The 20,421-nt window shown below is 62.4% G+C and carries 18 protein-coding genes and 1 pseudogene; 6 read left to right on the forward strand and 13 right to left on the reverse strand.

Going from position 1 to position 20,421, the window contains the following annotated elements; genetic code table 11:
* Window positions 1-22 precede the first annotated feature (22 nt).
* From CupriaWKF_RS31755 to CupriaWKF_RS31785, 7 genes are read right to left on the reverse strand one after another with little or no spacing between them, the layout of a single operon-like run.
* Window positions 23-1,057 (reverse strand): CaiB/BaiF CoA-transferase family protein, encoded by a 1,035-nt coding sequence (locus CupriaWKF_RS31755; RefSeq protein WP_276104034.1) that lies wholly within the window; start codon window positions 1,055-1,057, stop codon window positions 23-25.
* Window positions 1,054-2,205 carry an acyl-CoA dehydrogenase family protein gene (locus tag CupriaWKF_RS31760; RefSeq protein WP_276104035.1) on the reverse strand — a complete coding sequence of 384 codons (1,152 nt, stop codon included), beginning with the start codon at window positions 2,203-2,205 and terminating at the stop codon, window positions 1,054-1,056. Before CupriaWKF_RS31760 ends, CupriaWKF_RS31755 begins: the two co-directional genes overlap by 4 nt.
* Window positions 2,206-2,216: 11 nt before the next feature.
* On the reverse strand, window positions 2,217-3,047 hold the full coding sequence (locus tag CupriaWKF_RS31765; RefSeq protein ID WP_276104036.1) for an SDR family NAD(P)-dependent oxidoreductase: 831 nt from the start codon (window positions 3,045-3,047) through the stop codon (window positions 2,217-2,219).
* A gap of 36 nt (window positions 3,048-3,083) precedes the next feature.
* Window positions 3,084-3,503, reverse strand: coding sequence for a MaoC family dehydratase (locus CupriaWKF_RS31770; RefSeq protein ID WP_276104037.1), 420 nt, complete (start codon window positions 3,501-3,503; stop codon window positions 3,084-3,086).
* Window positions 3,504-3,513: 10 nt separating this feature from the next.
* Window positions 3,514-3,954: a MaoC family dehydratase N-terminal domain-containing protein gene (locus tag CupriaWKF_RS31775; protein ID WP_276104038.1), complete on the reverse strand. Its 441-nt coding sequence runs from the start codon at window positions 3,952-3,954 to the stop codon at window positions 3,514-3,516.
* 2 nt (window positions 3,955-3,956) lie between these two features.
* Window positions 3,957-5,141 carry a lipid-transfer protein gene (locus CupriaWKF_RS31780; RefSeq protein WP_276104039.1) on the reverse strand — a complete coding sequence of 395 codons (1,185 nt, stop codon included), beginning with the start codon at window positions 5,139-5,141 and terminating at the stop codon, window positions 3,957-3,959.
* 26 nt (window positions 5,142-5,167) lie between these two features.
* A complete protein-coding gene (locus CupriaWKF_RS31785; RefSeq protein ID WP_276104040.1) occupies window positions 5,168-6,727 on the reverse strand; it encodes a long-chain-fatty-acid--CoA ligase in 1,560 nt (519 codons plus the stop codon).
* A gap of 56 nt (window positions 6,728-6,783) precedes the next feature.
* Between CupriaWKF_RS31785 and CupriaWKF_RS31790 the strand changes: the two genes are divergently transcribed.
* Entirely contained in the window at window positions 6,784-7,884 is a 1,101-nt protein-coding gene (locus CupriaWKF_RS31790) for an AraC family transcriptional regulator (RefSeq protein ID WP_276104041.1), read from the forward strand.
* Between the two features lie 432 nt (window positions 7,885-8,316).
* Here CupriaWKF_RS31790 and CupriaWKF_RS31795 read toward each other — a convergent pair whose 3' ends face one another.
* Window positions 8,317-9,306, reverse strand: a complete 990-nt coding sequence (locus CupriaWKF_RS31795) for an SLAC1 anion channel family protein (protein WP_276104042.1) — start codon at window positions 9,304-9,306, stop codon at window positions 8,317-8,319.
* A gap of 113 nt (window positions 9,307-9,419) precedes the next feature.
* On the opposite strand from CupriaWKF_RS31795, the gene CupriaWKF_RS31800 reads away from it, so the two are divergent.
* On the forward strand, window positions 9,420-10,328 hold the full coding sequence (locus CupriaWKF_RS31800) for a LysR family transcriptional regulator (RefSeq protein WP_276104137.1): 909 nt from the start codon (window positions 9,420-9,422) through the stop codon (window positions 10,326-10,328).
* Between the two features lie 414 nt (window positions 10,329-10,742).
* On the opposite strand, the gene CupriaWKF_RS31805 is transcribed toward CupriaWKF_RS31800, so the two are convergent.
* Entirely contained in the window at window positions 10,743-11,861 is a 1,119-nt protein-coding gene (locus CupriaWKF_RS31805; protein ID WP_276104043.1) for a sensor histidine kinase, read from the reverse strand.
* On the opposite strand from CupriaWKF_RS31805, the gene CupriaWKF_RS31810 reads away from it, so the two are divergent.
* The 3 genes from CupriaWKF_RS31810 to CupriaWKF_RS31820 all read left to right on the forward strand — a co-directional run bounded on the left by CupriaWKF_RS31810 (window position 11,860) and on the right by CupriaWKF_RS31820 (window position 14,815).
* Window positions 11,860-12,378 (forward strand): response regulator, encoded by a 519-nt coding sequence (locus tag CupriaWKF_RS31810; protein WP_276104044.1) that lies wholly within the window; start codon window positions 11,860-11,862, stop codon window positions 12,376-12,378. The genes CupriaWKF_RS31805 and CupriaWKF_RS31810 overlap by 2 nt on opposite strands.
* Window positions 12,379-13,072: 694 nt before the next feature.
* Complete coding sequence (locus CupriaWKF_RS31815; RefSeq protein WP_276104046.1) at window positions 13,073-13,414, forward strand: helix-turn-helix domain-containing protein; 342 nt, start codon at window positions 13,073-13,075, stop codon at window positions 13,412-13,414.
* A gap of 9 nt (window positions 13,415-13,423) precedes the next feature.
* Window positions 13,424-14,815, forward strand: a complete 1,392-nt coding sequence (locus CupriaWKF_RS31820; RefSeq protein WP_276104047.1) for a HipA domain-containing protein — start codon at window positions 13,424-13,426, stop codon at window positions 14,813-14,815.
* Between the two features lie 350 nt (window positions 14,816-15,165).
* On the opposite strand, the gene CupriaWKF_RS31825 is transcribed toward CupriaWKF_RS31820, so the two are convergent.
* The 3 genes from CupriaWKF_RS31825 to CupriaWKF_RS31835 form a co-directional block, all read right to left on the reverse strand.
* Window positions 15,166-16,506 (reverse strand): cytochrome P450, encoded by a 1,341-nt coding sequence (locus CupriaWKF_RS31825; protein ID WP_346348648.1) that lies wholly within the window; start codon window positions 16,504-16,506, stop codon window positions 15,166-15,168.
* An 85-nt stretch (window positions 16,507-16,591) separates the two neighbouring features.
* Window positions 16,592-17,797 (reverse strand): 8-amino-7-oxononanoate synthase, encoded by a 1,206-nt coding sequence (locus CupriaWKF_RS31830; RefSeq protein WP_276104048.1) that lies wholly within the window; start codon window positions 17,795-17,797, stop codon window positions 16,592-16,594.
* Window positions 17,798-18,354: 557 nt separating this feature from the next.
* Complete coding sequence (locus CupriaWKF_RS31835) at window positions 18,355-18,651, reverse strand: hypothetical protein (RefSeq protein ID WP_276104049.1); 297 nt, start codon at window positions 18,649-18,651, stop codon at window positions 18,355-18,357.
* Between the two features lie 60 nt (window positions 18,652-18,711).
* Here CupriaWKF_RS31835 and CupriaWKF_RS31840 point away from each other — a divergent pair.
* Window positions 18,712-18,932 (forward strand): annotated as a pseudogene (locus tag CupriaWKF_RS31840) (IS630 family transposase); the annotation flags it as partial.
* 56 nt (window positions 18,933-18,988) lie between these two features.
* On the opposite strand, the gene CupriaWKF_RS31845 reads toward CupriaWKF_RS31840, so the two are convergent.
* Complete coding sequence (locus CupriaWKF_RS31845; protein ID WP_276104050.1) at window positions 18,989-20,287, reverse strand: erythromycin esterase family protein; 1,299 nt, start codon at window positions 20,285-20,287, stop codon at window positions 18,989-18,991.
* Window positions 20,288-20,421 lie beyond the last annotated feature (134 nt).

The following is a 20,421-nucleotide window of genomic DNA, read 5'->3' on the forward strand; positions in this document are numbered from 1 at the left end:
GCACGCCAGCGCGCTTCATCAATTAGTCCACCGACAAGGGCAGAAAGCGCGGCGCGGCGGCAACTTGCAGGGCCCCATCTGCGCCAATGCCATAGATGCCATGCGCCGCATTGTGCGGGTGCGCGGCCGCCTCGGACAGGCTCAGGACAGGCGCGAAGCATGCATCGCTGCCCTCGAGTAGCGCGCACCAGTGAGCGCGCGAACGGCCGGCGAACAGCGTCGAAAACCGAGCCTTCAACGCAGGCCAGGCACGCACGTCATACTGCGCGGCCGGGTCCACATCCGCAAGGCCGAGCTTGTCCAGCAGCAGCGCGTAGAACTGGGGCTCCAGCGGGCCAAGCGTGATGAAGCCCCCGTCGGCACAGCGGTAGACATCATAGAACGGCGAGTCGTGGAACGGGCTGGGAGTCGGCCCATCCAGTTGTCCGCTGGCGCGTACCCATTGCACAATGGTGCCGAGCATCGCCAGTACATCAACGATGGCGCCGTCCACCACGCGCCCTTGGCCGCTGGCGCGCGCGTCCAACAACGAGCAAGCCATGCCAAAGGCCAACCCCAACGCGCCAGCGGCGTCGCCGACGACGGTCGGTGGCACGATGGGCGCCTGGCCGTCGCGCGCCGACAGCGAAAGCAGGCCGGTCAGTGCCACGTAATTCAAGTCGTGGCCGGCGGCTTGCGCCAGGGGCCCGGATTGCCCCCATCCGGTCATGCGGCCATAAACCAGCCGAGGGTTGCACGCAGCGCAATCAGCCGGACCCAGGCCCAGCTTCTCCATCACGCCGGGACGGTTACCTTCGACCAGTGCGTCAGCCTCTGCAACCAGCGCCATCGCCTTGGCCACGTCGGCAGACTGCTTGAGATCGAGCATCACGACGGCCTTGCCGCGCCGCAGGGGATTGTCCGCCGCACCGCCAATGCGTTCGTTCACCGCGCCCTTTTGCGGCCGCGCGATGACAGTGACCTGCGCCCCCATGTCGGCCAGCATCCGGCCGGCCAATGGGCCGGGTCCGATTCCTTCAAACTCAATGACGCGAATCCCAGTCAGCGGCTGCTTCATGCGGGCAGCCTCCGTGCAATCAGTTCCTTCATGATCTCGTTCGCACCGCCATAAATGCGCTGCACCCGCGCATCGGCGTACAGCCTCGCAATCGGGTACTCGGTCATATAGCCGTAGCCGCCGAAGAGCTGCAGGCATTCATCAGTGACCTTGCCTTGCTGCTCGGTACACCACCACTTGGCCATGTAGGCCGCCGATTCGTCGAGCTGGCCATCGAGCAGACGCTGGATACAGTCATTGACGAATGTGCGCACCACATGCGCCAGCGTGGCACACTCTGCCAGCTTGAAGCGCGTGTTCTGGAAGTCGTACAGCGATTGGCCGAATGCCTTGCGCTGCTGGGTGTACTCCAGCGTCAGTTCGACAGCACGCTCGATCACGGCCGCCGCGGGCACGGCGAGCAGCATGCGCTCGTAGGGAAGCTGGCTCATGAGTTGCGCGAAACCCCGTCCTTCCGTCTCGCCAAGCAGGCGGTCGGCGGGAACCCGCACGCCATCGAATGACAACTCGGCGGTATCGGAGGCGTGCTGGCCAAGCTTTTCGAGCCGGCGGCCAACGCGGAATCCCGGCAGATCCTCGGTCTCCAGCACGATCAGCGACACCCCCCGGCTACCCGCCTCACCCGTTCGTACCGCCACCACCAGCAAGTTGGCGGTGAAGCCGTTGGTAATGAAGGTCTTGGCACCGTCGATGACGTACTCGCTGCCGTCGCGGCGCGCGCGCGTGCGCAGCGCCTGAAGGTCCGAGCCGCAGCCGGGTTCGGTCATGGCGATGCCGGCCAGCATCTCGCCGCTGACCAGCTTCGGTAGCCAGCGCTGTTTCTGCTCCGGCGTGCCATAGTCCAGGATGTAGTGAGTGGCGATGCTGTGGACGGCTGTGGTGGCGGGCACTTCGGCCCTGGCCAGCTCGTCCTGCACCACCAGTTGGTAGGCCAGGCTCGCGCCGGCGCCACCATGGGCTTCCTCGATCTCAGGCAGCAGGAAGCCCATCTGCCCGAACGCATGCCAGACTTCGCGCGGGATGTAGCCCTGGCGGCGCCATCCGTCCAGGTTCGGCGCCAGCTCGCCGGCCACGTAGCGGCGCACCTGCTCGCGGAATGCCTCGATTTCCTCATCCATCCAACGATGGCGGTACAGTTGCGGCAGCATCGCTAGTCTCCTCAGATGCCGGTCAGGCCGCCGCTGCACAGAAGCGTCTGGCCACTCACGTAGTCCGATTCCGGGATGCAGAACATGTACACGGCGCCGGCTGCTTCGTCCGGCGTGCCGCCGCGTCCCAGCGGGATGCCGCGCTCCATCGCGGCCAGCAAGTCAGGGTTCACGCCGACCTTGATCTCGCGGCCTTCGATATTGGCGGTGGATTCGCCGGCTGCACTCCCGGTCAGGCGGGTCTTGATCAGGCCATATGCCACGCAGTTCACGGTGACATTCATGCGTCCCCACTCCTTGGCGAGTGTCTGCGTCATGCCGACGATGCCGGCCTTGGCAGCGGAGTAATTTGCTTGCCCGGCATTGCCGAACAGGCCAGCGACGGACGAGATATTGACCACCTTGCGTACCGCGCGCTGGCCGGCCTCTCCTTCAGCCTTGGACAGGCCGCGGATCACGGGCTGCGCGGCACGCAGAATGCGGAACGGCGCCGTGAGGTGGCAGTCGAGCATGGCGTACCACTGCTCGTCCGTCATCTTCTGGATCACGTTGTCCCAGGTATAGCCGGCGTTGTTGACGATGATGTCAAGGCTTTTGTATTCGCTCACCGCAGTACCGACGAAGCGCTCGGCGAAGTCCGGCGCGGTTACGCTGCCCACGCAGGCTATGGCCTGCTCGCCAGTGGCGCGAATGGTTTCCACCACCTCCTGGGCTGGCTCCTGGTCCAGATCATTGATAACGAGTCGGGCGCCTTCACTGGCTAGCTTGAGCGCGATGGAGCGGCCGATGCCGCGGCCGGAACCGGTAACGAGGGCAACTTTGCCTTCCAGTTTGCGAGTCATGGGTTAGTCTCCTTTTCGATTTCGTCATTTCGTGGTTCAGGGCAGCGCGACCAGCGCCTCGCCTGCAATCCTGGTTTGTCCGAACTGGTTGGCGCTCTGCACCTCGACACGCACGCAGCGCTCGCCGTTCACTTCAAGCTTTTCGACCACCCGGCCACTGCAGCAAATGGCATGACCGAGGTGGGTAATACCCTGGAAGCGGGCATCGAACCGGCGCAGTTGCGACTGCGGCGCCCAGCCGGTCAGCAAGCGGCCCAGCCAGGCCATGCCCAGCATGCCGTGTGCGAACACGTCCGGCATGCCGGCCCGGCGCGCATAGTCAAGGTCGATGTGGATCGGATGGTGGTCGCCGGATGCGCCGGCAAAGAGCGCCAGCATGTGGCGGTTCACGGGGGGCAGGCTCTGGGACGGCAGGATGTCGCCAACCTGCACCGAGTCAAAGCAGAGGGTTGTCATTGGGGGTCCTTCAGTTGCGTACCACGGTCAGCGAGCGCATCCGGGCCACGTGTTCGCCGCGCTGGTTGACCACCTTCGACTCGACTTCGATGAATTCCAACGCGCCGCCTTTCTTGTCGTAGATGTCCTTGACGTGGGAGCTGACCGTCACGGTGTCGCCTGCGACGACGGGGCCGAAATACTCGAAGCTCTCCTCGCCATGCAAAACCTTGGCATGCGGTACGCCGAGCAGGTCGAGTAGACCGAACATGGCACCCGAGTCCAGCTCCGCAGCGAACAGGAATGTGGGTGGCGCCGGCAAGTCGGCATAACCGGCGTCGTGGGCGGCAGCCGGGTCGGTGTAGATCGGGTTGGTCTCGCCGATTGCCTTGGCGAAAAACTTCAGCCGGCCGCGCTCGATCGGCAGCACCGAGCTGCCGACTTCATGGCCAATCCATTTCTTGTCGATCATGGTCAGATCCTCTCGTACAGGGTGACGACGCACGCGCCACCGAGGCCCAGGTTGTGCTGCAGCGCCAGCCGGAGGCCCTCTACCTGCCGTGCACCGGCCTGCCCGCGCAATTGCTCGACCAGCTCCGTACATTGCGCCAGCCCGGTCGCACCCAGCGGGTGGCCCTTGGAGAGCAGCCCGCCCGACGGGTTGGTCACGATCTGGCCGCCATAGGTGTTGTCGCCATCGGACACGAACTTCTCGGCGCCACCCACCGGGCACAGCCCGAGCGCCTCATAGGTAATCAGCTCGTTGTGAGCGAAGCAATCATGCAATTCCACCACGCCGATGTCTTCCGGTCCGACGGCGGCCGCTTCGTACACTTGCCGGGCCGCGTTGCGTGTCATGCTGAAGCCCACCACCTCGCGCATATCGCGCGCCTCGAAAGCAGGCGGCGTGTCGGTGGTCATGGCCTGGGCGCGGATGCGAACGCTCGCGTCCAGGCCGTGCTTCTTGGCGAATGCTTCCGAGACTAGCAGCGCTGCTGCCGCACCGCAGGTCGGTGGGCAGGCCATCAGCTTGGTCATCACGCCGGGCCAGATCATGGGCGATGCCATCACGTCTTCCTCCGTGACCACGGTCCGGAACAATGCCAGCGGATTGTTGGCAGCATGCCGGCTGGCCTTGGCGCGAATCTTGGCGAAGGTCTCGAGCCTTGTGCCGAACTTCTCCATATGCGCCAGGCCGGCGCCGCCAAAGTAGCGAAGGGCGAACGGTATCCCGGGAACGTCAATCAGTTCGGCGGTAACGGCATCGAACTGCTCGAACGGGCTCGGCCGATCGTCAAACACAGACCCCAGTGCACCGGGCGTCATCTGCTCGAAGCCGAAGGCAAGGGCGCAATCGACGGCGCCGCTAGAGACCGCCTGGCGCGCCAGGTACAACGCGGTCGACCCCGTTGAGCAATTGTTGTTGACGTTAACCACTGGGATGCCCGTCATACCAACTTCGTAGAGCCCACGCTGGCCGGCAGTGGAATCGCCGTAGACATAGCCAGCATAGGCCTGCTGAACCTTGTCGTATTCGACGCCCGCGTTGGTGAGTGCGGCGCGGATGGCTTTCGCGGCCATCACCGGGTAGGGTTCGCTGGCCCCCGGCTTGGTGAAGGGAATCATGCCGACGCCGGCTACGATCACGGATGAGGTCATGGTGGTTCCTTGCGGTTGGATTGTGGTTAGCTGACTTTGCGAATCTGGCTGTCCCAATAGGGCTTGCGCAGCTCCGTCTTGAGGATCTTGCCGGCGCCCGACAATGGCAGGCTGTCCCGGAAATGGACACTGCGCGGACACTTGTAGCCGGCAATCAGCGTCTTGCAGTGGGCAATCAGTTCTTCGGCGGTCACGGATGCATCCGGCTTGCGCACCACGACGGCGTGGACGGCTTCGCCCCACGCTGCGTTGGGGATGCCGATGACGGCGCAGGCAGCCACCGCGCTGTGCATGGCGATGGCGTTCTCGACCTCGGCCGAGTAGACGTTTTCGCCGCCGCTGATGATCATGTCCTTCAAGCGATCGACGATGAAGATGAAGCCATCATCGTCCATGTAGCCGCCGTCCCCGGTGTGCATCCAGCCGTTGCGTAGCGCTTCCGCTGTCTGTTCGGGCTTGTTCCAGTAGCCCTGCATCACGTTCGGGCCACGCACGATGACCTCGCCTACGGTGCCGCGCGGCACTTCCCGATCCTCGGGGTCCACGATCCGCACCTCGGTGCAATAGCTCGCGCGGCCGGCCGACCGTGACTTGCCGAGCTCGCGGGCTTCGGGCGTGTGATAAGAGGGCCGAACAATGGTCGCTAGCGGCGACAACTCGGTCATCCCGTACGCTTGCACGAAGCTCACCCCGGGCAGTGCCGTCATCGCGCGTTCGAGCACCGCCTCGGAAATCGGTGAAGCTCCGTAGATGATGGTATGGAGTGCGCTCAGGTCGCGCGGTTGCCGCATCGCCGGGTGGTCGACCAGCATCTGGATCATGGTCGGCACCAGAAGCAGGTGTGTCACGCGGTCGCGCTCCAGCGTATCGAGCACCAGTTCCGGTGAGAACGCCGCGATCACGGAGTGCGTGTTGCCTTCGATCCAGTGTGGCATCGCCAGACCCATGTCGGCGAGGTGGAACATCGGCGCGGCATGCAAATATGTGCCGCCAGGGGTGGCCATCCCTTCTGCACGCAAAGCCAGGCCGGAGCTAAGGAGATTGCCATGGCTCAGCATGACGCCCTTGGGGAAGCCCGTCGTCCCGCCCGTGTAGAAGATACCGGCCAGGTCCTCATCACGGCGCACGGCATCGCCCACCGGCTGGGCCTTTGCCAGCAAGGCTTCGTATCCGTGCATGCCAGCCGGTACGTCATCATCCCCGCAGTAGATCACTTCACGCAACGCGGCCGCGTCGCCGCGGATCGTCTCGGCGAGCGCGCGGAAGGTCTCATCCACAATCAGGATGGTCGAACCGGAATCGTTCAGCGAGTACAGGATCTCCGAAGAGGACCAGCGCGTGTTGCATGGATTCAGGACCCCGCCGCCCCAGGGGACCCCCATCTGGTACTCAAGATAGCGGTCGGAGTTCAGGGTCAGCATGGCGACGCGATCGCCGTGCTGCATGCCCAGTCCTTGCAGCGCCCCAGCCAAGCGCGCCACACGATCGGCGAACTGGCGGAAGGTCTGCTGCCGGTCACCGAACCGCACGGCAATATGGTCGGGCTTTTGCTGCATTGCACGATGCAACGCTTGCGTAAGGTACATAGTTGTCTCCGTCCTGCCCGCGACGATGCGGAGCAATTGCTTTGTTTGTGCGGCTCATGTTAGAAACGCACGCTCCGGCCAGCAATCGCACATTGCATCGATTGGATGGCAGAAGACCTCAATACACGACGCTGCCCACAGTGACGCTTAAAGCTCCCATTACCGTTCCGGTCGCCTTTGTGCGTGGCATGCTTGCCGGTGTGCAGGCACGCGGAGAACCTATCGAGAGTTTCCTGGCGGACGCCGGGATCCCGTCGGAACTGCTTGATCATGCGGGCGCCCGCATCACCGCTGCCCAGTACGTGACACTCTTTCGGCTATTGATAGAGCGGCGTGAAGACGAGTGCCTCGGCTTTCTGTCGCAGCCGCTAAAGCCGGGTAGCTTTGCCCTGATGGCACGTTCCGCGTTGGGCGCAAGCAGCCTCGACTCCGCCATCCGCCGCGTGTCACAGACCTTCTGGTTGCTGCAGGACGATGTTGTCTTGGAGTCGCGCCGCGAAGGCGAGCTCGCCGGCGTCGGCTTGCGCTTCAGCCGCCCATTGAGCGAGCAGCCGGTCTTCCTGCATGAGATGCTGGTCCGCGTTTTTTGGCGCCTTATCGCCTGGCTCGCGGGTGGCCGTTTGCCCGCTGCGCGCTTTGACTTTGTTTTCAATAACCCCCCTCACGCCGGCAGCTACGGCAAGATCTTTCCGGCGCATCTGGAATTCGGACGGGGTCAGACAGCGTTCTGGTTCGAAGCAGCATGGCTGCGAAGTCCCGTGCGACGGGACGAAGCTGCGCTTCGCGCATTCTTGGCCGATGCACAGGCCAATATCGTTATCCCGCGAAGCGACCGCGACGTGGCGAGTTCACGCGTACGCGCATATTTGCAACGTACACAGCCGACCTGGCCAGACCTCGCGGTGTCGGCTAGCGCATTGCACATGTCGACGGCAACCCTACAACGGCGGCTGGCCTTGGAGGGAACCTCGTTTCAAACACTGAAGGACGAACTGCGGCGAGATATTGCAATTGTTCGTCTCAACACCAGTTCGGTGTCGCTGGCAGAATTGGCGCAGGAGCTGGGATTCGCCGATAGTGCTGCGTTCCAACGCGCCTTCAAGGGCTGGACGGGCAGTGCGCCGGGATCGTATCGCAAAGCTCAAATCAGCCTCTGAAGAACAGGCTGGAATATACGGAATCCGCGTTTCCATTTGCCGGCTGACGTGGGCCAATGCATGACCGGCGATTGGGGCAATCGGTTATCGCAAAGACAACTTGATACGATATGTGTAGTCGGCGGATCAAAGATAATGGTTCGCCAGCCGTGCGTGCGCGGAAGCATAGGTTAGGCGGGGGCTAATGAGTGTCGCCAAAATTGGGACAGTCATCGCTCAGCCCAGCTTTTTCGTTTCTCCGATTTCGAGGGGCGGGGAGCTCGCCAACCGGACTCAGCTAAGCCCGCGCCAAACGAGAGAACGACCTTTCTCGAACGTCGGAGATGGATCGAAGGGGACCGCTTATGGCCCGGCAACTGTCATTTGACGGTGAGGGCGTGATCTTCGTGAGGGCTCGCAACCGGCTCTGGAAACAGGTGGACAATGGCTGCTTCAACCGGTGAGTAACCTGCCATTCAGAAGCATATGAAGCGTTCTGACGAGGAGAACCACGATCGCGATGCTCAGCATGGCGAGGAGGATGATCGCAATCAGAGCCACAGGCCAGGCCTGGACGAACATCGAGTATTTCAGCGCGGCACTCGCGAGGGCGGCCATTGGAAAGCTGATGGCCCACCAACCGGAAGCAAACGGAATGCCCTTGCGAAATACTTTGGGCGCCAGCGTCAGGAAAAGGAAGAGACCGAAGTAGAACAGCAACCCGGCGAATGTGTCGACGCGCTGCGTAAAGTTGGTGTAGGCCAGAAAGCCCACTTCGAACGGCGCCATCATGATCAACAGCGAAGGAACCATGCCGGCAGGCAGGGGCTCGTGATGGATCATTCGCGACATGATGATCGTAAAGAACAAGAGGGCAATCATCGTTCCAACGGCCATTGCGAACATGTTGACTTCATGGGCCCACGGGATTGGCATGGTGCCGCCGGCAACCGCGATATCCAGTGTGGCGACCCCCGGAATAAACCAGGCAGGAACTGCATGTCCGGTGTCGATCTTGCCCTGCAGCAGCCGGCTTGCAATCGTGAAACTGAGCGCGATCGTCGCAACGGTCCCCACGATCCAGATCGCTTCGGCGAGCGGCTGGCTCAGTTGCGCAACGACCGAAGAGATCAGCAGGACAGCAATCGTGATCGTGCCAAAGAAGTTACCCGCGACCGGATGCCGAAACTCGGCGACGACCGCTTCTGGATGCTTGACTGCCTTGACAAGATAGCTCGCGCTAAGCACAAGGAACACGATAACGGCAAGCATCCCGGCTGCCGCGGATATCAGCGGAGTGACGCCGAATTCCTGGCTGGCCTGGCGCCATGCAATCGAGAGTCCGGCAATGCCCATGACCGACGCGAACAGGTTGACGGGTAAATGTTCGAGGGAAGCGTTTCGTTGCAAAGCCTGCGGTTGGGTACCCGAAAGTGTCGACACAGCACATTCTCCAGATGCTCGACGCATTCGCCGAGGATGTCTGAATGGTAGGCGCTTCCAACGAGAAAGATAATCCAGCATGATTGGAAATCATCCTCTCAAAAAATGAGAACATGACGGATCGTTTCGAATCCATGTCGATCCTGGTGGCCGTGGTCGATGCAGGGAGTTTTTCTGCGGCCGCCCGCAAGCTGGAGATTCCGCTTGCGACGGTTAGCCGCAAGGTCGCAGACCTGGAGTTGCACCTGAAAACCCGACTCTTGCATCGCTCCACCCGACAACTTGCCCTGACCGAAGCCGGACAAGCCTATGTCGCCGCATGCCGGCGCATTCTGGAAGAAGTGGGAGAGGCCGAGCGTGCCGCGGCGGGGGAATACGCGATCCCTAAGGGGGAGCTTGTCATGACTGCGCCCATTGTCTTCGGACGCTTGCATCTGTTGCCGGTGGTCGCGGAATTCCTCAAGACTTACCCGGACATCGATGTGCGGATGGTGCTGACCGACCGCGTGATGCATCTCCTTGAAGAGCAAATCGACGTCGCAGTGCGGATCGCGGAACTGCCCGACAGCAGTTTCATCGCGACGCGGATTGGCACAACGCGTCGGGTGGTTTGCGCCAGCCCAGCCTACTTCGCCGAACATGGCACGCCGACGACCCCCCTTGAACTCACCGGCCATGCATGCATCACCATGGAACAGATTGCATCCAGGCAAGTGTGGACCTTCGGGGCTGGCAAGGCGGAGGTGGAGGTGCCGATCCGCTCGCGGCTTGTCGTCAGCACTGCAGAAGCCGCAATCGAAGCGGCCGTGGCTGGCGTCGGTCTCACTCGCGTGCTGTCCTACCAGATCACGGACGCGATGCATGCCGGTGCGGTCAGGACCGCGCTCGAAGCGTTCGAGCCGGCACCATGGCCCGTCAGCCTTGTTCACCCTGGACAGGGGGTCCTGCCGCTGAAGTTGCGCGCTTTTCTTGATTTCGCCGGGCCGCGATTGAAGGCTCGGCTGGAGGAGCAGGGCGTCTAATGGCTTTATGCTTTGAGGCCTCCAGACATCTAGGTCACCGCTTCGGGCACGCCGAGCCGGGGCACGCACCGCTTTCAAGAAAGCCGACATTGCACTCCTTGCAAGCGGCAGGGCCGATTCATCTTTCCGCTTGCCAATAGAAAGCATGGTCCAGCTTTGCTCGCGTGCCGATACAGAATTTCCTTGATTGACTCTATGAATGGTTAAAGCCGGGCCGCATTCGGCCAGTGGCCCGCCATTGGCCCAAATGCCCGAAACTGCCGGGTGCGGCCCGACGACAAGCACAACAATCTAGCGTTCCTTCTGGACCGGTCCGCGTAGGGCAGCAGTCGACCCGAAGCAGCCAATGGCGTCCAGCAGAAGCGGACAGCCGTACCGCTAACTGGCAGCGATCTGCGCGTACCACACACCGAGCTATTTGCCACGAGGCAGATTTACAAAGAACACCGTTTCCGTTGCATCGGATCGCGCATCGATTTTGCCCCCGTGTGCCTTGGCAATCTCGCGCGCGATATACAGTCCGAGCCCCAGACTGCTGTGGGTATTTGTGCCTTGATAGTTCAGGCCGCGCTGGAGTGGATTAAAGATGACGTCAAGGGTCGACCGCTCAATGGGGGTGCCGGTATTCCTTACTTCCAGTAGGAGTTCCGCGCCCTTGTCGGTCACTGTCACATATACCGGCGCGTCTGGCGCTCCGTACGTGATCGCATTTAGTACCAGATTGCCCAACAACTGCTGGAGACGTCGGCCATCCCAGACACCCATGCAGTCACCGACCACGTCCAGTTCAATCTGACGGTCCGGATGTACTGCCCGCAACTGGTCCAGCGTATCGGCAAACAACTGGCCCAGATCGATATCGGTCGGCGCGATATTGATACCGAAACCGAGCCTGGTTCGATTGAAATCAACCATATCGTCCAGCAGCGCCTGCATGCGAGCGCCGCTTCTGATCAAACGTGACGCGGCTCCCGACACGTTTTCGCCGGCGTTCAGTGCTGCCAGATACGACGCTGTAATCTGGATGGTCTGGAGCGGACTTCGCATGTCATGCCCCAACATTCCGAGGAACAGATTACGGGCCAAGTCTACCTGCATGCTGAAAAAGTCTACCGATTCGGCGATTGCCTGATCGATAGCCTCGTTGAAACGGATCATGTCATCCTCGTGATGACTGTCGGGCGCACACTCGTCCATCCACAGTCGGAGTACGCTCGCGCGCAGGGCACGGTATTCGGCAACCATCTGATTGATATCGAAGCCGCTTCGCGCGCGCAGAAGGGCGTGCATCTGGGCGGCTGTCTCAGGCGCTCCGGCCAGTTTGGGCGCGTGCCCCATGGACTTTTCAAATTGTTCCTTCCTGCTTTGGGAAGTAGACAGATCCTTTGCCACGGCCACCAGGATCTGCTGCGCATGGTCCCGTAGTGCCAGCGATCTCATATCGGCCGCTGCCGGCAACAAGGTGCGCGCAAATGCCTCCCATTGCAACAGAATGGCATCCATATGGTCGAGGATAAAGTCGGCTAATCGCATGTCTGCTCCCGAGGGGACGGAAAATGCGTCGCATAACGCATTTTTTTGCGGTGAGCAAAATTGCTACCCGATTTTGTCGGGTACATCAATTGCTTATGGTAGGAAATTGGAGAACCTAATGCCTACCCGAAACGCCGTGCGCCTGCTAATCGCGGACGACGACCCGAATGCGTTGGCAGCATACGAGGTGTTCTTCGACGCTCATGGTTACGAAACCCGGACAACAGGAGACGGCGCGGACGCCCTCGCGGAATACTATGCGTGGCGGCCGGACGCTGTTGTTCTCGACATTCAGATGCCCGGTTTGGACGGGCACGCGGTGGCAAGGGAGATCCGGCGCCTACAATCCGCGCCGGCCCCTTTGCTGGTGGCGGTTACCGCTCTGACATCGCCTTCCGAGCAGGCCGCATCAATTAGATCCGGGTTCGATCATCATTTTGTAAAGCCCGCCGACCTGCCGGCGGTCCTCGCTGCGATAGCGGCCCGCGTAGGCCCAAGCGCCACGGATGCTTCATGACAATCGGCTCCGCGGTCTGTGACCGTTTTCCGGCAGGCTAATGACTGGCCGTTCATGGCCGATCTCTGCCCTTGGTGGGGCTTGACAGGAGCCTGGCCCACTGGCCGAAGCTTGCTGGTGACAAATTCAGTTCGCAACCTGCAAACGCTTGGCCAGCAAGGGCTGGCGCGGAGTTGACCGAAATCGCTCGGGGTGTTGACACATCTACTGTCGCAACGGTGACAGACACTACGGTCTACGCCAGCGGACACGTCCCGAACTGTGGGGTAGGTGGTACCAAGCCAGCTCACGGTCGCCGGCGCCACCCGGGTCTTGTTGCCCGTTGCAGGAACTCGAAGCTCTCCAGCGCCCTGCCGGCGGGATCTTGTATGGGCTACATCGATAACAGGCGCGCTTCCTCGGCGCAGGCAACTGGTCATCTTCGACGCCCTGCATGACTTCCTCGGCAAATGCCGGCCAAGAAGCCTTCTCGGGGTCCAACTCGATGAGGCAGCTTATGCCTTTTGCGGCATATTCGTTAAGCCGAGCGAGCCAGAATGATCGAAACGATCAAAAATGTTTTCAATCATGGACATTAATGTGGATAAAGTCCAAATTTGTGAACATATCTTGGGCTTGATCTCCAACTCCATCATCTCTACAATGTTCGTAATCATAGACATAAATCGTCTTATAGTTCAGGATTACAGACATTATGAAGCGGGACGAATCTCCACTTCTGCCTCTTTCCCGGGTCACTGAAGCCGAGCAGCTCGGTGTCCGTATCACCCAACTACGCCAAGGCCTGAGGCTACGCCAGGCGGATGTGGCTGCGCGCGCCGGGGTCTCTCGGGGAACGGCGATCCTGATTGAAAAAGGTGATCCGGGACGGACTCTTACGCAGATCCTGCGCTATGTTCATGCCCTCGCGCCGGAAGTCACCCTGCAGGCGCTCCTGGCAGGCGATGTGCCGGCATTGATCGCCTTGCATGCACGTAAGCTGCCACAGCGCATTCGCTCCGCAAGCAAGGCGGAACTGCGTGAGCTCGATTTCTAAGGAGAAGCCTTGGCCCCTCGTCGCGCTCCCAACAAGGTAGCGGTATTTGCCCACATCGCCGATCAGGCGGAAGGGCATCACTTCGTGCCCACAGGACTGCTCAGTCGCGAGACGTCCGCGAGTCGGCAAACCGTCAGCTTCGCCTATGGCACACGTTACCTACAGCGGCCGAACGCCGTCGAGGTAGACCCTCGCGCGCTCACCTTGGCGCAGGCGCGACAGGCGGAGCCCGGCACGGTGTGGTACCCGCTGCCCGAGGTGAACGAATTTGGGGGGATCCGCGATGCTGCGCCCGATGCCTGGGGCCGCCGTGTTATCGAGGCCGCGCTCAATGCCGTGCCGAACTCGCTCGACGAATTCACCTACCTGCTAGAGGCCGGCAGCGACCGGGTTGGTGCGCTGGACGTGCGGGAGGACACCAAGAGCCCCGCGCACAAGGGGGCCGGGGGTCTGATCGATCTGCCATACCTCTTGCAGGTGGCTGACGCGGTCGAGAACGGCGAGCCCATTCCGGCGAACCTGCTGCCATACCTCGGCGGCGTGCCGTCGGCAGGCGGCGCGCGCCCGAAAGCTTCCGTGCGGGAGACCAACAGCGTCCTGTGGCTGGCCAAGTTCCCGTCCAAGACCGACACGCTCAACATGGCAGTCCTCGAGGCCGGCGCCCTGGAGATCGCGCGGGCCGCTGGGCTTTCCGTTCCGCCCGTGAAGGTGATCGCGGTTGGGGGCAAGCCGGTGCTGATGATCCGTCGGTTCGACCGGTACTGGGCGCCGGCCGGGCAGCCGCTCGCGGCCATGGCGCGCGGCTACGACACCGAGCCCATGCCTGGCTATACGGAGGGACGCATTGCGCAGGTCAGCGCGTTGACCTTGATGGGATGCCCGGAGATGGAGTCGATGGCCAAGGGCTACAAGGATCTGGCCCGGACGATTCGCGAGCAGGTCGTGGCGTCGCGCGTGAGAGTCGACAACGAGGAGCTGTTTGCCCGCATGGTGCTCAACATCTTTCTGACCAATGACGATGACCACCTGCGCAACCACGCGTTTGCCTACGACACGCAGCTGCAGGGCTGGCGCCTGAGCCCGCTGTATGACGTCGTGCCGCGAGCGTCCGTCTCCATGGAGCGCCGCCTGCACCTAAGCGTGGGCAAGCAGGGGAAGCTTGCAACCCTCGACAATGCGATGAGCGAGTTCGCTGCCTTCGTGGCGGACCGACCTACGGCGCTCGACGTGATTCGCCGGGTATGGGGTGCCGTGCGGGGCTGGAAGAACATCTATGAAGGCCTGGGAGCCACCCAGGATCTGATCCGCACGCTCGAGCAGGCCGTCCGAAGCCTCTCGGACATTGCGAGTCCGGCGCTGGAGAAGGACATCCGTCGCGGCGCGGAAGCCAAGGCAGCCTAGAAAAACGGCGAGCAGATCCTCGTCAACGGCCGTCGGCTGGTCGATGTTCTGATTCGGCCACGGCCGGCGATTACCTGCGGTGATGTTCCACTCGGGTTCAAGGTTCGAATGATGCTGCCTTCCAGGCCCGCAGCCAGATTCAAGTGAAACGGCCAATAGTGCATCAGGCCATTGTCCCGAAGGGCATAGACCTCAACGGTCGACCCGGCGGCTACCAGCTCATGAATCAGATGCGAGAGCTTGCAAATGCTGGGGAGGCCCGAAAGGCGTGGGCGCTGGAGCATAGAAGCGATTTGCAACAGCGGCCTTGGTTGCCGCTTCAATCTTTCGGGGTCTGGCCAGGCCCGAGCCTAGCTCCCCTTTCGTACACGAAGTCTGGTTAATCCGCGGTATACCGGGTTGCCATTCCAGTGCGGTTCGTCGTCTAGGAGTGAAAGCTCGGGCCAGTGGCGCAGAATCGCCCGGAACAGGATCTCCGCCTCGATCAGTGTCAGCGCAGCGCCAATGCAGACATGGGGGCCATGCCCGAACGAAAGGTGGGAGCCTTCGCGCCGCGTGATGTCCAACTCGTCCGGGTTGCGGAAGCGCGCCGGGTCGCGATTGGCGGCGCCGATCAGGGCAACGACCAGATCGCCGCGCCGCAGTTGCCGCCCGTGCAGCATCAGATCTGTGGCAACCCGACGTCCCGTGTACTGGACCGGGCTCTCATAGCGCAACAACTCGCGCAGGGCATTGGGCAGCAGTTCCGGGGTCTGCTGCAGGCGCCGCCATTGCTCGGGATGGCTCAGCAGTGCGTGCAGCCCGTTGCCAAGCAGATTGCGCGTCGTTTCATGACCGGCAAACAGCAGCATCGCGCATTGCGCCAGGAGTTCCGCGCCGGCCTCGATTTTGCCTTCGGCCTGGGCGTACAGCAGATGCCCGATCAGGTCCCGCTGTGGCAGCTGCGAGAGATCTGTGTCCTGTGCCTTGCGCCGTGCCAGCATCGCTTCAAAGGCTGCCGCCATCTTGAGCAGGCTGACCTGGGCGCGTCGTTTCAGCGCTGCGTCGGGATCCGGTGCGCCGATGAAAGCGGCCAGGTCTTCGGACCAGGCGAGGAAGTCCGGCTGGCGCTCGGCGTCCATGTCGAGCAGCCTCGCGATGACCATCGCTGGCAGCGGCCTGGCGATCGACTCCATGAAATCGAACTCTTCCACGCCTGCCAGCCGCTCTATCAGCCCGGCCGCCATTTGCTCGATGATGCCGGCGAACGCGCGCAGGGCAGCCGGACGGAAGCCGGCATTGAGCACTTGTCGCAGCCTCGTATGATCGGGCGCGTCCAGGAACAGCATCGCCCGGCTGAACAAGCGCTGGAAGGGGCAAAGCTCCTGGCGCTCGCCTTCGCTGCCACGCATCACCCAGCCTCCCGTGCGCCGCGCCGAATATCGGGGGTCGCGCAGCACGGATTCCACATCCTCGTGCCCGGTGAGTAGCCAGGCACCCCCGAAGAACTCTTCACTCCAATGGATGGGCCCGAGCGCGCGCAGCGCGTGGTAAGCGGGGTAGGGGTTTTGCAGGAAGGCGCCGTCGACCAGGCGGTCGCAGGGGATCAACGCTCCGGCCATCGATGCCTGGCTGTAGGACCGGTGTAGAGCCTTCGAGGGGAGAGCGGTGGCCCGATCGGTAACAGTCGTGCTATCGGCAATGCTGGTCATCGTGAGATCTTGCTTTGGCAGCCAGACACTGTCGGGTTTCGGTCTGGCTCGGTTCGGAAGCGTCGGCAATGAGGCGAGAGATTCTTCACGCTTCTCCCCGCCGGGCTAGGACGGCGGACAGGCTGTCCAGCAAGCGTGTCACGTCGGCTGCGGTATGCGACGCCGACAGTGTGATGCGCAGGCGCGACGTGCCGTTGGGCACGGTGGCGCGGATGTCGTCGTTCTCAAGCGCTTGGGACAGCGACAGCGCGGCCTCGTTGTCGCTAACGATCAGGGGCTGGATGGGTGTGCTGCTGTCGGCGAGTTGCCAGCCGGCATTCGGATGCCGGACCTGAAGGGTTTGAAGGCCGTTGCGCAACTGCCTGATCAATTGCATCAGGTGGTTGCGGCGCTCGCGTCCTTCATGGCCTGCGATCAGCGCCAGGCTGCTCAGGAGCGCATGGACGATAGCCGGCCGCGCAGCCGCGCTGTGGAGGTAAGGACGGGCCTCGTTGGCCAGATGCTCCACAATCGTCCTGTGCGCAGCGACAAACGCTCCCGCCACGCCCGCTGCCTTGCCCAGCGTTCCGACATAGATCAGGCGCTCGGAGGTCAGTTCCAGGTGCTCCAGGGCACCGCGGCCTCGCTCCCCCAGCACGCCAAAGCCGTGGGCATCGTCCACCACGAGCCAGGCGTCATGGTGCTCGGCCAGTGCCTGCATTTCGGCGAGCGGTGCCATGTCGCCATCCATGCTGAACACGCTGTCGGTCACGATCAGCTTGAGCGGGCTGTTGCAGGCAGCAAGCTGCCTGGCGAGGGCGGTGATGTCGCAGTGTGGGTACCTTTTCATCGTGGCGCGAGCCAGTAGCGCGCCATCGATCAGCGAGGCATGGACGAGCTTGTCGCAAAACAGCGTCGCGTCGGCCGTGCCCAGCGCGCTCAGCACGGCCAGATTAGCCATATATCCAGTGCAGAAGTAGAGCGCCTGCACGTTGGGAATATTCGGAGTGAACCACCGGGCCAACTCGCTTTCCAGTTGGTGGTGGGCGAGCGAACGCGCATTGACGACGGGGAAAGCGCCGCTACCCGCGCCGTAGCGATGGGCCCCCTCCGCAAAAGCCGCGATCACCGCCGGGTGGTTTGCCAGCCCGAGGTAGTCGTTGCTGCAAAAGCTCAGCAGAGGACGTGCTTGACTGTCCTTGACGCTAACCGTCTGGTGAGGCGCGCATCCGGTATGTGCGGCGCGGCGGTAGCGCGTCAAAGCACCAGCGGCGCGCTCGGCCGCGGCCTGGTTCAGTTGGTCAATCAGCATTTGCCGAACTCCTGCGCTACGCGCTGCTCCGGGGGTAGAACAGCCGGCACATCGCGGCGGGCCAGCATGCGGGTATATCGGCCGCTTGTGGATGCATTTCCCACGTCAGCTCCTGTTTCGGCATCCTCGGCTCGGTCGTTTTAGGCAGGGCCCGAGCACTGGCATGAATAGGAGAGTGGATGTTAGTAGAGGCTCCTCATGTCCCGCAAACTGGGGGTGCTGAAGCGAGTTGAGAGCGGAACGTCGATAAAAACGCGACAAAGCCGACAAATGGATGTGTGATGCTGTAATTTGGCTTCACGCGGTACAGTCGCCTCTCGGGTCGATTGGCGCCTCAGCTATCCTATCGTCGAAGCAAAGCGCAATTAATCGCCAAGCGTTCAAACCACAACAACCTATGGAGCCAGCGCGCGATGGGTTCAAAGTGGCTATGAGCAATGTCGTCGATGACCGATCTCACGCAAGTCGCAGTGGCCGCGGAGCAGGGCCCGGTAGACCGGGTTGCCGTTCCAGTGCGGTTCGGCGTCTACGAGCGAAAGCGCGGGCTTGCAAATGCGTCACGCGGCGTCCGCCGCCCCCACCAGCGCCATTAACGGCGCCATGCATGGGCTGGCCGCCGCCAGCGCGCGCTGTTCGTCGAGGATGTCCTGGAGGATGGTATGCGTCGTATCCGGATTGGCCAGCACCACGCGGAAAACAGCAATCGGGCGGCCACCGCACTGTGTCGACGTCAACTGCGTGCGCGATACGAACGAGCGGCCGGCATCGCGCTGCATTTCCTGAATGCTGATGGTCAGTGCGTCCAGGATCTTCTCGCGCCTGTCCGCTGAAGCCGTTGCCAGCGTGGCACGCACGTCTCGGGTACATGGCGATAGGTCAGGATGCAAAGCTGCGGGTGGCTGTCGAGCTCGAAATCCAGTTGGCTCAACATGGTCGAGATCGAAATCGGCGTGCTGCGAAGACAGTGCCTGGATCGCCGCTTCGACTGCCGCGACCGGCTGATCACCGAGTCGCGGCTTGGGAGCAACTGCGAAACGCCAGCGGCGCTCGCATTAACTGGATGTTCTCTACCGAAACGGTCCGGGAAAAATTGGCCAAAGCCTACCCAGTACTGACCTCTGGCATACCGTCATAACCTGTGCGGAGGTACTAGTGGTCGTATCGGCCTGGTGCAGCCCGGTTGAAGGCGCGCTAGTCGGCGGCAACCGGCTCTGCCGGCTGTAGCGGTTCGAGCGCGACCGTTTCATCGAGGTGGAACAGGGCATCAAACTGGCCGGCGATGGACGCGTCGAAATAGTGGCTGGCGCGTTCGGTCCGGGGCAAGTAGAGTACGCCGATCGCACGTTCCAGCAAGACCTCGAACAGCGGCCCGCTTGCGCCCGGTCCCAGCGGCAGGAAGAAGCGGTCTAGGCCGGTGGCATGAAACAATGCTTCCCAGCTGTCAGGCAGGGCCGGGACGATGCGCTTGGGTTCCGGATCGCCATCCCACTCCGAGGCTGCGCAGACGTGGCCGGCATAGGTGGTAAAGCCGACCAGCAGTGCCCGCGTGCCGGCTTGCTGGCGTACCAGTTGCCCCAGGTTCCATTCGCCACGCAAGCGAGATTCGGTGGCACGGGCATCGCCCAGATGGGAATTGTGTGCCCAGACCACGGTACGTCCGTTGCCGCCTTGGCGCTGCCGGTACGCCGCAAGCGAGTAAAGGGTCTGCGCCATGTGGGCGTCGCGCAGGTTCCATGTGCTGACGCGGCGGCCGAACATCTCCCGGTAGTAGGCTTCCGCATTGACCACCACCAAGGCGTTCTGTTCAGCAAAGAAGTGGGAATCCATCGCCGCCAGCCCGTTTTGGGATATGTAGGCAGCTTCGTCGTTGCGCAACTGGAGCAGTTGCCGGATGGCACCATCCCGGGCTGGCGCGCGCAATCCCGCAGCGGCCTGATAGCCATAGGCGGCGGGGTCGCGCACATGGTCGAGGGCGGCATAGTGGTGGCGAGCCGCTTCCGCCTGCGCGGGGTCGGTGCGCTCGAGATAACCGATCACGGCTTCCGCGGAGCGATAGAGGCTATAGAGATCCAGGCCATAGACGCCAGTTCGCCGTTCCCTCGGCAAGCCCGCGTTGTGCGCGCGCAGCCATTCTATGAATGAGAGAAATTCCTGGTTCCTCCACATCCAGGACGGGAACCGCTCGAAGTCGGCGAGCGCCTGCTCACCGCTGTCGTCGCCCTCCCCCTGCACATAGCGATTGACGCGCCAGGCGTCCGGCCAGTCGCCCTCGATGGCAACCGCGTCGAAGCCGTGGCCGGCAATCAGCGCCTGCGTGATCTGGGCGCGCATTCGGTAGAACTCGGCGGTGCCGTGCGTAGCCTCGCCGAGCAGGACATACTGCTTGCCAAGGGCCAGGTCGAGCAGCGACGCATAGTCTGACGCGTTGCCCTGCAAGCGGTGGGCGGTTTCCCGTACCGCCAGGAACGGCGTGAGAGGAGGAGAGGGCATGGTGGCTCCTGATGGCGGCCTCGTGCTTTGAGGCGGACTTGGCTTGTGGCGACGGCGTCGGCTCCGTCTTCATCAGCGCATCCAGGGCAGCCCGGTCAATTACTTCCTTTTCAAGCAGCATCTGTGCAAGCGCG

The organism is Cupriavidus sp. WKF15 (genome assembly GCF_029278605.1).
In the GTDB taxonomy this organism is placed as follows: Bacteria; Pseudomonadota; Gammaproteobacteria; order Burkholderiales; family Burkholderiaceae; genus Cupriavidus.